12 protein-coding genes are annotated in these 12,950 nt (G+C 53.2%); 7 read left to right on the top strand and 5 right to left on the bottom strand.

All coding sequences use genetic code 11. The features are described from left to right. Positions 1-24: 24 nt before the first annotated feature. Positions 25-189, top strand: a complete 165-nt coding sequence (locus tag FKW31_RS15975; protein ID WP_006115656.1) for a hypothetical protein — start codon at positions 25-27, stop codon at positions 187-189. A gap of 30 nt (positions 190-219) precedes the next feature. Here the strand turns inward: FKW31_RS15975 and FKW31_RS03430 are convergent, their stop codons facing one another. The 5 genes from FKW31_RS03430 to FKW31_RS03410 form a co-directional block, all read right to left on the bottom strand. Continuing rightward, a complete protein-coding gene (locus tag FKW31_RS03430) occupies positions 220-972 on the bottom strand; it encodes a 2OG-Fe dioxygenase family protein (RefSeq protein ID WP_150177712.1) in 753 nt (250 codons plus the stop codon). After that, complete coding sequence (locus tag FKW31_RS03425) at positions 965-3,487, bottom strand: mechanosensitive ion channel family protein (RefSeq protein WP_238332732.1); 2,523 nt, start codon at positions 3,485-3,487, stop codon at positions 965-967. The genes FKW31_RS03430 and FKW31_RS03425 overlap by 8 nt, the downstream gene beginning before the upstream one ends. Positions 3,488-3,637: 150 nt before the next feature. Then, a complete protein-coding gene (locus tag FKW31_RS03420) occupies positions 3,638-4,267 on the bottom strand; it encodes an RDD family protein (RefSeq protein ID WP_150177710.1) in 630 nt (209 codons plus the stop codon). Positions 4,268-4,324: 57 nt separating this feature from the next. Further along, positions 4,325-5,572 carry a bifunctional glutamate N-acetyltransferase/amino-acid acetyltransferase ArgJ gene (gene argJ / locus FKW31_RS03415; protein ID WP_150177708.1) on the bottom strand — a complete coding sequence of 416 codons (1,248 nt, stop codon included), beginning with the start codon at positions 5,570-5,572 and terminating at the stop codon, positions 4,325-4,327. A 78-nt stretch (positions 5,573-5,650) separates the two neighbouring features. Continuing rightward, entirely contained in the window at positions 5,651-6,571 is a 921-nt protein-coding gene (locus tag FKW31_RS03410; RefSeq protein ID WP_150177706.1) for a peptidylprolyl isomerase, read from the bottom strand. Positions 6,572-6,797: 226 nt separating this feature from the next. On the opposite strand from FKW31_RS03410, the gene secA reads away from it, so the two are divergent. Genes secA through ybgC form a run of 6 tightly spaced genes read left to right on the top strand, consistent with a single transcriptional unit; the run spans position 6,798 to position 12,917 of the window. Then, entirely contained in the window at positions 6,798-9,524 is a 2,727-nt protein-coding gene (gene secA / locus FKW31_RS03405; protein ID WP_035353030.1) for a preprotein translocase subunit SecA, read from the top strand. A gap of 39 nt (positions 9,525-9,563) precedes the next feature. Next, positions 9,564-10,313: a YebC/PmpR family DNA-binding transcriptional regulator gene (locus FKW31_RS03400; protein ID WP_006115649.1), complete on the top strand. Its 750-nt coding sequence runs from the start codon at positions 9,564-9,566 to the stop codon at positions 10,311-10,313. 6 nt (positions 10,314-10,319) lie between these two features. After that, a complete protein-coding gene (ruvC, locus tag FKW31_RS03395; protein ID WP_006115648.1) occupies positions 10,320-10,826 on the top strand; it encodes a crossover junction endodeoxyribonuclease RuvC in 507 nt (168 codons plus the stop codon). Continuing rightward, positions 10,823-11,434, top strand: coding sequence for a Holliday junction branch migration protein RuvA (ruvA, locus tag FKW31_RS03390; RefSeq protein WP_063354778.1), 612 nt, complete (start codon positions 10,823-10,825; stop codon positions 11,432-11,434). Before ruvC ends, ruvA begins: the two co-directional genes overlap by 4 nt. Continuing rightward, positions 11,431-12,507 carry a Holliday junction branch migration DNA helicase RuvB gene (gene ruvB / locus FKW31_RS03385; protein WP_006115646.1) on the top strand — a complete coding sequence of 359 codons (1,077 nt, stop codon included), beginning with the start codon at positions 11,431-11,433 and terminating at the stop codon, positions 12,505-12,507. Before ruvA ends, ruvB begins: the two co-directional genes overlap by 4 nt. After that, on the top strand, positions 12,504-12,917 hold the full coding sequence (ybgC, locus tag FKW31_RS03380) for a tol-pal system-associated acyl-CoA thioesterase (RefSeq protein ID WP_006115645.1): 414 nt from the start codon (positions 12,504-12,506) through the stop codon (positions 12,915-12,917). The genes ruvB and ybgC overlap by 4 nt, the downstream gene beginning before the upstream one ends. Positions 12,918-12,950: the final 33 nt, after the last annotated feature.

Here is a 12,950-nt window from a genome sequence, read left to right as displayed (position 1 = left end):
GCATAAAACGAAAAGGACACAGGTATGAGCGAAGCAGAACAGCAAAATAGTGTGGTTTCTTCTGCTTCTGCAGTTTCTGCTTACAATACCATTTCTTTTAAAGAATGCTGCCAGATGGCTGGTGCCATGTTTTTTGTATTTTCTTGTCTGGCTTTGGGCCTGCACGCTATTTATTACGCAGGGTATTAACAAAAAGGCCGGTTCCCCGGCTTTTTTATTTTACTCGTGGCGAAGCGTCACAACAAGCACATCACGATAAGCCGGTAAGGCAGGGTTTACGGCCTGTACGGGGGTAACCCCATGATACACACGGCTATCATTTACAAAAGCTGTATCCAGCGGGTTGGTGAGCGTAAAGCCCCCCACGCGTTGGCGGTTGAGATCGTGAATGGATGTTTCTCCGCGAGCAATATTTTCTCTGCGGATCATCACAACACATACCCAGTCCACGCCATCTCGGTGCAAACCTTCCGGCGTGGGTTGCCCGGCAGCATTTTTACTGGCTTCAATTCGGAACTGATGAATTTCTGCATGCCATGCCGGAGGGCGCTGTTTGGCTGGCGTCATATCCACGGCCAGCTGGTGCATAAGTTTTAGAATGGACAGTAAAGCCGGGTTCTTACCAATTTCTGGTAATACCGGTTGAAACCAACGTTCAATCCCCCCATTCAGCGTATTGTAATCACGGCTCTGGTAATGGGGTTGATGTGGTTTACGCAGAATTTCCTGATCAGAAAGTGAGAACGTGGCATAGCGGCGGCGGCGATAGCGCCCGCCATCCGCCATATACCGGTCACACCCCAGATCATTCCAGCTTGCGGCAAACTGGTCCCAATCAGTTAACCCAAAACCTTGCAGGATGGGGCGCATACTTGCTGCTTGCAGGAAGGCGAAGCCCTCCTGCGCCAGCGGTTTTTCAATACAATCAAGAGGGGCTGTCCCCCCTGAAAGGTTCAACCCTGTTTCAGGCATGTGGTGGTTCTTTTGCTGCAGGCGGTGCTTCTGGAGCAGAAGATTTGGCTTCTTCCTGCACCTGAGCGGCCCGTTGGTTAATTTTTTCAAGCAGTTCTGGCGGCATTGTATCCATTGCCAAATGGACCGGGGTGCCAGGCGGCGTGGTGGAGTAGGATGTTGGGGTATAGAATTTTACGCCCTGAGCAGCCATGCGGTTTGCAATGCGGCGGTAAAATTCGCGCTGCACTTTCCACTTCATCATAGGTGCGGTTTTGATGGAGCCAACCAGCACAGCGCCGTTTCCGTCCGAACTATCAACACCCAGATCAACGTAGTCAGACAAGATGATGTTCTTGTAAGCGTCTTCCTTGCGCATTTCCTGAACGGTGTCCTGCATGATCTTGGCAACTCGTTCGCTGCTTTCGGTCAGATCCACCGTCTGATGCACAATAACCTGGTTAAACCCACGGGCAGTATTGGCAATGGAGGTTACGGATGAGAAGGGGATGATATGCAAGTCACCATCCACAGAGCGAACGCGCAATGTACGGATGGAAAGATGCTCAACAATACCAGCAATCCCGCCGGTAGTTACCCAATCGCCTACCTGAATGGCATCTTCTGCCAGCATGAAGAAGCCGGTGATAACGTCTTTAACCAGGCTCTGTGAACCAAAGGAAAGACCAACCCCCAAAATACCGGCGCCTGTGAGCAAGGGGGTAACGTTAATACCAATCTGAGACAGCGTGGTGACTGTTACAAAAATGATAATAACGGCCAGCAAAACGGTACGGATAATAGGCAGCACAGTGCGCAAGCGTGCCGCGCGCGCAGCCTGTGCGCTGGATGTGTAACGGGTAATCTGTTTTTCCAGCAGGCCGTTTACGACCTCCCATGCAACAGCAGCAACTGTCATGCCGATAAGCAGGCAGATGGCGGCACCAATCAGACGTTCACCCAGCGCAGAACTAAAGAAGAAGCGGAAGCTGGGAATGCTCCAGCTTTGTGCCAGACAGATGGCGGTAATAAAAATAATGGCAATGGTAATAATCCGGCGCACGAACGGGTAATAGAAATCCGCGCGCTTTTGCATGCCCGGATAACTGGCTTCCAACGTGGGGCTGATACGGAATAGCTTATCCTGCAAACCATAAGCCAACAGGGCAATAACGCGGGAAAGCACCAGGCAGAGGAAGGTCAACAGTGTTCCGCGCAGGATCCACTGATAGCCTCCTTTAAGATGTGCAGCCCAGACAAACCACAATGCCATGTCTAGGAACATCACAGGCACCCACCACACATGCGCCAGCGTGCCGGCAAAAGCCCAGAGGGCATTTTTACGCATGTTGGGGGAGGGTTGCAGGGCCCGTGCCACAATATGGCGGAGCCGCCAGATAAAGGCTGCAATAATTAGATGCTGGATCAGCACCACAGCACGTTGCATGGCATCTACACCGCGAGGGCTGAGATCAAACTCACTCCCCAAGGTAGATAGGCAGATCACAATGGAAGGGGCAGCCACCAGCACGTTCCACCAGCGTGTGAGCAGGCGTGCCGTTTCATCCGATGCAGGAATAAGGCGGATAGCGTAGGAGCGGGGCGCCAATGTTGTTTCCACAACCAGATATAGCCCACGCGCAATGGCGTAAGTGTTAATAAGGGTGAGAGAAACAGTATGAGCTTGCGCTGTGGTGGTTAAAAATTCTGCGCCCAAATAACCAATAAGCAGGCACACCCCAACAGGCAGAAGTTTGATAAGGAAGTGCAGTGCATTATACGGTACGCGAACTAAATAGCGTAAAACTTCGGTACCGCGCCGCTGGTCATTTTCACGCGTTTGGGTGGTATTCGCATCATTTGCTGCTGCGGCATCGCTACTATCAGCTGCGGCAGCAGATTCGGCAGAGGCCTCTAGCCGCTTTTCTCGGTTTTCTGCATGTTGCGTTACAGAGTTCAGCGGTTTGCGCATTGCAATGCTGGTGGCGCGTTCCAGAACCAGAGCAAGGCCAATAATCAGCAGGGCACGGCTAAATGCATCAATCAGGGTCTGCCGAGAGGCCGGGTTGCGGATTTCGTTTTTGAACCATGGGCCAACAATACTCAAATCTTTAAAAAGACTGGTAAAATTGTTCAGGTAGCCATGGATCGAACTTTGCAGAGTATCCAATTCTGAATGGACATCGCTGTCTATAACAGCGTTATCTGCCTGTGGTTTGGCAGCCGCTGGGGCAGGTGCCGCTTTAGGTGTGGCGGCAGGTAAGCCCTTGGCCATAAGGGAAAGGGTTTTAGAAAAATCTTCCCGCTTTTGCGGATCGTTCAGAACGTTCAGTAACTGCTGCGCGTCCTGTTGTGTCAAACCGGTGGTTTGAGGAACAGTTGCTGCCGTATCCGCACGCGCATGCGTAACAGGGAAAAGAAACCCCAATCCCAACGCAAACAGGCAAAAAAGCCGACAAAGCCATGCAGCCAAGGAAGGCGACTGAGGCGGAGAGGGTGAAAAGGATAGACTCTGATCCGGACTATTGGCCGCCATGGGGGCGCTGCATCCTTTGCTGAACGGGTAAAAATATCCAAGGGCACGCAAGCAACAGCCATGCCCAGTCTGCCTCTAGGGTAGGAGGCAAATTGGGCGGTATCAAGATGATGCGTGCTGATAGCAGTTGTTCAGAAGGGAGTGGATAAACTACCGGTGTGGTTGGAAGGGCGCAACTTGCTGTGTTTCTGCCCGGATAACCAATGTGCCTGCTATAAGATCATGCAGCCCCTGCTTGCGCCGCGTAAACGCAACCATAATGACGCCGATATACAGCAGTGGGAAAGAAATAAACGCCTTAATGACAAAGCGCAGAATAGCCTGCGCCAAGCTGATCTGCCCGCCTGAAAGTGTGACGACTTCCAACCGGCATACCCGTTTGCCGGGTGTGCCACGGAGGGAAGATGCCTCAAATAACACGTAATAGATTGCCGGAATAAGGGCGAGCAGCAGACTGGCGAGTGGCCAAGGCCCTGTGTGAATGTGCGGAATAAGAACGGAGATATTTTCAGGCTGCACGAAGGAGGCAACATCCACCACATTCATGCTTTGCCCAGAGCCATCAAGGGGCAGTTCCTGCCAATTGACAGTGACATTGGGTGCAACAAAAAACCCCAGAACGGTTTCTATGGCCCCAAGAATAATGCCATCAATCAGAAAGGCCCATACCCGCCACCAGAAGCCAGCGTAAATCCATATAGGAGCGGGCGTGCCGGGCTGCATTCCATAAAAATCGCCAGAAGGAGCCCCCCAGCCGGGGGGCGGTGCCGAATTGGACATAAGAGCCTGCTCCGCAGGAAAGATAAGTAAATAAACAGTTGGGGCAGATAGTGGCGCTTAGCTGCGGTAAGATCCGTTGATATCAATATAGCCGTGGGTCAGATCGCAGCTCCAAGCCTGAGCGGTGCCTGTGCCAAGGCCAAGATCAACTGCAATATCGATTTCCTGCCCTTTCATATGCGCCACCACGGGGGTTTCGTCATATTCCTCTACAACGGTGCCATTACGGGCAATGCAGACACCACCAATAGAGACAGAAAGCGTATCGCGGTCTGCGGGTTCCCCACATTTGCCAACAGCCATCACAATGCGGCCCCAGTTGGCATCTTCCCCTGCTACGGCGGTTTTTACCAGTGGGGAATTGCCAATAGCCATGGCAACACGCCATGCAGATTGATCGGATACAGCGCCGCTGACCTGAATGCTCATCAGCTTGGTAATGCCCTCACCATCCCGAATAACCAGCAGGGCGAGATCATGCAGAACGGCGTTCAACGCGGTGCGGAAATCAGCCAGTTCTGGGTTTGTTAGAGCATCTGTGGTGGCGGCAATATCAGGATTCTGCGCGGCCCCGGTTGCAAACAGCAGCACCATGTCAGACGTTGAGGTGTCCGAGTCCACCGTAATGCAATTGAAGGTTTTTTGGATACCTGCACTCAGCAGGGTTTGCAGCACAGATGCAGGCAGCTTTGCATCGGTTGCAACAAAGGCAAGCATGGTGGCCATGTCTGGCGCGATCATGCCACTGCCTTTGGCAATACCCTGAATAATAACTTCCGTGCCTTTGAGTGTGGCCTTGCGCACGGCCACTTTGGGAAAGGTATCCGTGGTCATGATCCCGCGTGCGGCATCTTCCCACCCGTTTTCTGAAAGGGCGGTATGCAGTGCTGGAAGCGCAGAGGTGATGCGCTCAGCAGGCAGAATTTCCCCAATAACACCGGTAGAAGCTAAATAAACATTTTTGGCAGAACAGCCTGCCAGTTTGGCTGCGGCTTCTGCTGTGGCTTCACATGTTTTGCGTCCGGCTTGGCCAGTAAATACGTTGGCGTTCCCGGCATTTACAACCAATGCGCGGGCCTCCCCTTTGGGCAGAATAGCACGGCACCAATCTACAGGTGCGCCGGGGCATTTGGATTTGGTAAATACGCCCGCAACTGTGGTGCCGGGGGCCATTTCAGCCAGAACCAGATCTGTGCGGCCTTTATAACGAATACCAGCTGCAATAGCGCCAAGGCGAATCCCACGCACAACACCAAGTTCCGGCATTGGCAGGGCCAGGGGGGAAACGGGGATTGTCTGCGCCATCTGGCGGTATCCTTAAAGGGTATCTGTGCAAAAACCTCGCCCTGCATATCTAAGGGCGAGGTTTGCGGTTTAATGGTTTTATTTCTTGGGTGCGGTAGCCGGTGCTGGTGCATCAGCCAGCGGCTTGCCGGTATTGGGGTCAAAACGCACGATTTTAACCTGATTGGTGGCTTTATCCACAGCTTCACGTACATATTTCTGGATAAGAGCTTGACGGATTTTGTCCCGTACAGAATCCAGTGTGGGAACCGGGTCTGTGCGTGTGTCCAGCACCTGAATGACATGGTAGCCATACTGGCTTTTTACCGGAGTGCTGCTGATTTCACCTTTTTTCATGGCGAATGCAGCATCAGAGAAGGCCGGGATCATGTCTGTTTTCTTGAACCAGCCCAGATCACCACCGTTTTGCTGGGCGCTGCCCTTGTCGGTAGAAACTTCTGCGGCCAATTTACCAAAATCTGCACCAGCCTTCAGCTTCTTGATAACATCATTAGCTTCTGCTTCGGTTTTCACCAGAATATGGCGGGCATGCACTTCTTTTTCGGCTGGCTTGCCTGCGTAATTCTGATCATAATACTGCTTAATGGCATCATCATTCAGGTGTGGCATAACCTGCTCAGACAACCACGCATTCTGCAATGCGGTGTTGGAAGCATTCACCATCATCTGCTGGGTTTCAGGCTTTTTGTCCAACCCTTCTTTCTGCGCCGTAATCAGAATGGCTTTCTGATCTGCTAACTGGTTGACCAGCATGGGGAAAATAAGGTTCGGGGGAAGCTGGCGCATCTGCGGTGGCAAAGAGATCATGGCCGTCTGCACATCAGACAGCGTGATTTTTTCACCATTCACGGTGGCTACCACAGCGTTGGGGTCTGCTGGCTTTGCAGGTGCGGCCGAAGCTGCGGGAGCGGGGGCTGCTGCAAAGGAGGGCGTGCAAAGGGTGGTGGTAGCAAAAAGAGCTGCTGCTGCCAGGCCAAACGCGTGGGGAATAAGCCGCATGTGTATTAAAACCTTTAAAGCCATTAAAACCTATTTATCCTGTATGAAGGAGGGCTTTCCACCCGGCAACCCCTGTTTCAATCCTGCTTCCACCGGTACGGTTGGTTGACCGCAACCCGCCCCGGTCCTATTTTGCACGGCAAGCCAGCCATGCCAGTGTCCCTTGCTGCATTACCATTTGGGGTAGTGCAGGGGTAAGGGGCCGCATTGTTCCGGAAAGGTGTTCATGCTTTCACGCTTTGTCCGCGCCCTGTTCGGCACCGCCAACGACCGGACGCTTAAGATATTTCAACGCCGGGTGCCGGAGATCAACGCGCTTGAACCACAGGTACAGGCGCTGGATGATACCGCCCTTTCCGGCAAAACGCAGGAATTCCGAGATCGGATCGCCAAAGGCGAAAGTCTGGATGATCTGCTGCCCGAAGCCTTTGCTGTGTGCCGTGAGGCCTCGCGCAGGGTGTTGGGGATGCGGCATTTTGACGTGCAGTTGATTGGCGGCATGGTGCTTCATTCTGGCCGAATTGCAGAAATGCGCACCGGGGAAGGTAAAACCCTGGTGGCCACGCTGGCTGTGTATCTCAGCGCGCTAGCGGGCAAGGGCGTGCATGTTGTGACTGTGAACGACTATCTTGCCGCGCGTGACGCGGCAGAGATGGGGCGGCTTTACAGTTTTCTGGGCCTGACAACGGGCGTGATTGTGCCCAATATGCCCGATGATGCGCGCCGCCAAGCTTATGCGTCTGATATTACCTACGGCACAAACAACGAATTCGGCTTCGATTATCTACGTGATAATATGAAGTACCAGTTGGGCGAAATGGTGCAGCGCCCCTTCTACCACGCCATTGTGGACGAAGTGGATTCTATTCTGATTGATGAAGCCCGTACCCCCCTGATTATTTCCGGGCCGGCGGAAGACAGTTCAGATCTATATCGCGCAGTAGATGCCGTGGTCGCCCAGCTTGTGCAGGACCCCACTACCTTTGAAAAAGATGAAAAGTTCCGCACTGTTATTCTGACGGATGCAGGTTCTGACCATGTGGAAAATCTGCTGCGTCAGGCAGGTGTGCTGGATGAAGGCGGCCTTTACGATTTGCAGCACGTAGCTGTGGTGCATCATGTTCAGCAGTCTTTGCGCGCGCATACGTTATTCTCGCGGGATGTGGATTACATCGTGCGTGATGGTAAAGTGGTGATTATTGACGAATTCACTGGCCGTATGATGGAAGGCCGCCGGTATTCCGATGGCTTGCATCAGGCGCTGGAAGCCAAGGAACACGTGGAGGTTCAGCAGGAAAATCAGACGCTGGCTTCCATTACCTTCCAGAACTATTTCCGCCTTTATCCTAAACTTTCCGGCATGACCGGCACCGCCATGACAGAGGCGGATGAGTTTGCAGAAATCTACAATCTGGATGTGGTGGCTATTCCCACCAACCGTCCGGTTGCGCGTAAGGATGAAGACGACGAGATTTATCTGACAGAGCAGGAAAAGTTTGCTGCTGTTGTTAAACTCATTCGGGATGTGCACGAACGTGGCCAGCCGATTTTGGTCGGCACCACGTCCATTGAAAAAAGTGAAGCGCTCTCAGATTTGCTGAAGAGCGAAGCTATCCCACATCACGTGTTGAACGCCCGTTTCCATGAGATGGAAGCCAAGATTGTGGCGCAGGCAGGTGCGCCGGGTGCCATTACCATTGCCACCAACATGGCTGGCCGCGGCACGGATATTAAGCTCGGCGGCAATGTGGAAATGCTGATCTCCCAAACCTTGGGAGAAATGGAAGATTCCCCAGAGCGTGATGCGGCTGAAAAAGAAATCCGTGATCGCGTTGCGCGAGATCATGATATCGTGCAGCAGGCTGGTGGCCTGTATGTTGTTGGCACGGAACGGCATGAAAGCCGGCGCATTGATAACCAGCTACGCGGTCGTGCTGGCCGCCAAGGTGATCCCGGTAATTCCAAATTCTTTATCTCGCTTCAGGATGACCTGATGCGTATTTTCGGTTCAGACCGCATGAGCGGAATGTTCCAGAAAATGGGCATGAAGGAAGGCGAGGCCATTGTTCATCCATGGTTGAGCAAGGCGCTGGAGCGGGCACAAAGAAAAGTCGAAGCCCGCAACTTCGATATGCGCAAGAACACGCTCAAATATGATGACGTGATGAATGACCAGCGCAAGGAAGTGTATGCCCAGCGCCGTGAGTTTATGGCGACTGAGGATGTCTCTTCCATTGTGACAGAAGCGCAGGAAGATGTTATTGATGCGATGGTAGCGCGCCGTATCCCAGAAAAATCCTTTGCGGAACAATGGGATGTAGCTGGGCTGACGGAAGATGTGCAAAAAACCTTCGGTCTGGATCTGCCGATAGCAGCTTGGGCCAAGGAAGACGGCATGGACGCCGAGGCTGTGGCGGACCGTATCAGCCAAGCTGCCACACAGGCGCAAGCTGCCCGAGCCGCCAATATCGGCCCAGACTTAATGCGCTTTATTGAAAAGCAGATATTGCTGACAACATATGATGCGGTGTGGAAAGAGCATCTGCATGCGCTGGATCAGTTGCGGCAGGGCATTGGCTTGCGTGCTTATGGCCAGAAAGATCCGCTGAACGAATATAAGCACGAAGCTTTCCAGCTATTTACATTCATGTTGGAAGAAATGCGCCAGCGTGTGGTTGGGCTGATGGCGCGGGTGGAAGTAACGCCTCCGCCAGCGGCTGTTGATCCGTTTGCCGATACGGCAGAAATCCATGCTGATCCGGAAGTGCAGGGATACGCCTCGGAACCGGGGCCTGGTCTTTCACCCGGTGCATCGCCGGAAATGGCTACGCCTATCGGTGGTAGCGCCATTATGCCGGATGATCCTTCAAGCTGGGGTGAGACACCTCGTAACGCGCCCTGCCCATGTGGTTCGGGCCAGAAATACAAGCATTGTCACGGGCGGCTTGTCTAAAGCCCGCCCGACACTGTTGCAGACGACAAGGTAAGGAAGATGGCTGGTCATTCCCAGTTTAAGAACATTATGCACCGTAAAGGTGCGCAGGATGCAAAACGCTCTAAGCAGTTTGGTAAGGTTATTCGGGAACTTACGGTGGCAACGCGTTCAGGCTTGCCTGATCCAGCAGCAAACCCGCGCTTGCGTGCAGCTATTTCAGCTGCGCGTGAAGTAAATATGCCTAAAGACACGATCGAACGCGCCATTAAAAAGGCATCTGGTGCCGCAGGTAGTGATGACTATGTGGAAGTGCGCTACGAAGGGTACGGCCCTGCCGGTGTGGCGATTATTGTTGAAGGTCTAACCGACAATCGCAATCGTACGGCATCTGATGTGCGCGCTGCTTTCTCCAAACACGGCGGGTCTATGGGGGAAAGCAATTCTGTTTCCTTCATGTTCCGCCGGTTGGGCGTGATTGCGTATCCGGCGTCTGTAGCTTCTGAAGATGAAATGTTGGAAGCAGCTATTGAGGCTGGCGCAGAAAATGTTGTTTCTACAGAAACATCGCATGAAGTGACGTGTGAAGTAGAATCCTTCTTTGCGGTGAAGGATGCGCTGGAAGCGCGCTTTGGTGAGCCAGAAAGCGCCAAGCTAGATTGGCGCCCGGAAAACACTGTAACGCTGGATGAAGATAAAGCGCGTAGCCTGTTCAAGCTGCTGGATACGCTTGAAGATCATGATGACGTACAGAATGTGTACGCCAATTTTGACCTGCCGGATGATCTGGCCGAAAAACTTTCGGCCTAGAGTATAATGGTACGTCTGCTCGGCATTGATCCCGGCCTGCGATTTACAGGGTGGGGCGTGATTGATGTCGAGGGCAATCGGCTCCGGCATGTTGAAAATGGCATTATTGCAACCAATAGTGCCGATAGCGTGCCAGACCGTTTAAAGGTGCTGCATGACAACCTGCTGATGCTGATAAACAGGTTGGAACCAGCAGAAGCAGCGGTTGAAGAAACTTATGTAAACCGTAATGGTTCGGCCACCCTTAAGCTGGGTTATGCGCGTGGTGTGGCGTTGTTGGTGCCCGCATTGGTAGGGGTAAGTGTGGCGGAATACGGCGCACTTTCTGTTAAAAAATCGGTTGTTGGTACCGGATCAGCAGATAAAAAACAGGTAGAAATGATGGTGCGGCGGCTTTTGCCCGGAGCAGAAATTGTCCGTGCAGATGCTTCGGATGCACTGGCGGTTGCTATCTGCCATGCGCATCATCGTGCCAGTGCACGTCATATTGCAGCCGGGGTAAGAATGGCATGATTGCGTTTTTATGCGGATTGGTCATTCAAGTTGATCTGGGGAGCTGCGTTATAGACGTAAACGGTGTTGGCTATCTTGTTGCTGCATCTACACGCACTTTGGCCGCCTTACCCAATCCTCCAGAAAAAGCACGGCTTCTGATAGAAACCGTTGTGCGCGAAGATGCTATTCTTCTGTACGGTTTTATGGAAAGCGCAGAGCGTGAATGGTTTCGGTTGCTTACAAGTGTACAAGGGGTGGGGGCAAAGGTTGCTCTTGGCATCCTGTCCACCCTTTCACCGGGAGAGTTGGTGGCCGCGTTGATGACATCCGATAAAGCCAGCCTTACGCGTGCACCCGGTGTGGGGGGCAGGTTGGCAGAGCGGATTCTGACAGAACTGCGTGATAAAGCTGGTAAAATGCCGGGTGGTGGGAGCGGTGGTATTACTATTCCGGCCATGGCAACCCCTGCGGGTAGCATAGAAGCAGATGCCCTTATGGCGCTGGCAGGCTTGGGTTTCCGTCGGGCAGAAGCGGCGCCTGTGGTGCGGAAAGTGATGGATACGCACGGGGCTGCCGCCACACTGGATCTGGTGATTCGTGACAGCCTGAAAGATCTTGCCCGATGAGTGCGGAGTTTACGCCTGATCGGGAAATTGATGCAGCACGGCGGGAGGAAGATGTTGGCGAATCCACACTTCGCCCGCAAACTCTGCATGATTTTACAGGCCAGAAGGCCAGTCGGGAAAATCTTTCCATCTTTATCAAGGCCGCCAAACAGCGTGGTGATGCCTTAGATCATGTTCTGCTGCATGGGCCGCCGGGGTTGGGTAAAACAACCTTGGCTCAGATTGTTGCGCGCGAACTGGGGGTGGGTTTTCGGGCCACATCTGGCCCCGTTATCCAGCGTGCGGGTGATCTGGCAGCAATTCTTACCAACCTACAGCCCCGCGATGTGCTGTTTATTGATGAAATCCATCGCCTTCAGCCCGCTATTGAGGAAATTCTCTATCCTGCGATGGAAGATTTCCAGCTTGATCTGATTATTGGTGAGGGCCCGGCTGCGCGGTCTGTCCGTATTGATCTGCCGCCCTTTACGCTTGTGGCAGCTACCACGCGCGCAGGCCTTTTGGCCACGCCATTGCGGGACAGGTTTGGTATTCCCCTTCGGCTGGTTTTTTATACGCCGGAAGAACTGTGTAAAATTGTGGCACGAGGGGCAGAAAAGCTGGATTTTGCCCTTACGCAAGGTGGTGCAATGGAAATTGCCCGTCGTTCACGCGGTACGCCACGTATTGCCGGGCGGTTGTTGCGCCGAGTGCGGGATTTTGCATCTGTAACCGTGCCTGTCGGGGTGCCTGTAGAAACGGAAGTGGCGGATGCGGCTCTCAAGCGGCTAGAGGTTGATGCACTTGGGCTGGATGCCATGGATAGGCGCTATCTGCGCCGGATTGCCGAATATCATCATGGTGGCCCTGTCGGGGTGGAAACGCTGGCGGCAGCTCTGGCCGAATCGCGCGATACATTGGAAGATGTCATTGAACCTTACCTGATCCAGGAAGGTCTTGTTCTGCGTACCACCCGCGGTCGTGTTCTTGGTGAACGCGGCTGGCGGCATCTGGGGCTTACTCCTCCGGCTTCGGCTACGGGGGGCAACCAGCAAATGGATTTTCTTGCAGGCGAGGATGAGGGGGAAGAATGACCACCCACTCCATAGATTTCAGAATCTATTACGAAGATACAGATGCGGGCGGCATTGTTTACCATGCACGGTATCTTGCGTTTGCAGAACGTGCGCGCACCGAAGCGATTCGGAGCTTGGGTATGCCGGCATCCAGTTTGCAGGAAGAATATGGGCTTGTTTTTGTAGTGCGTGATGCCCGTCTTGCCTACAAAATGCCCTTGAAACTGGATGATATTGTAACAGTTACCACCCGCTTGATTGACTTGAGAGCGGCCAGTTGCCGGCTGGATCAGCTTTGCACGCGTGGTGATGATATATGCGCTCAGGTTGAAGTTGGTCTGGCCTGCGTGAAAGTATCAGATGGCCGTCCTGCCCGATTTCCGCCGTTATGGCGTGATTTGTTGCAGAAATTGGCATCAAAGGGATGAAAGCGCCTCTTCTGCTTTTTTGAGGAACCAAGT

It is taken from the genome of Acetobacter sp. DmW_136, assembly GCF_008690365.1.
Taxonomy (GTDB): Bacteria; Pseudomonadota; Alphaproteobacteria; order Acetobacterales; family Acetobacteraceae; genus Acetobacter; species Acetobacter oryzifermentans.
This window is presented reverse-complemented; position numbering and strand designations above follow the sequence as displayed.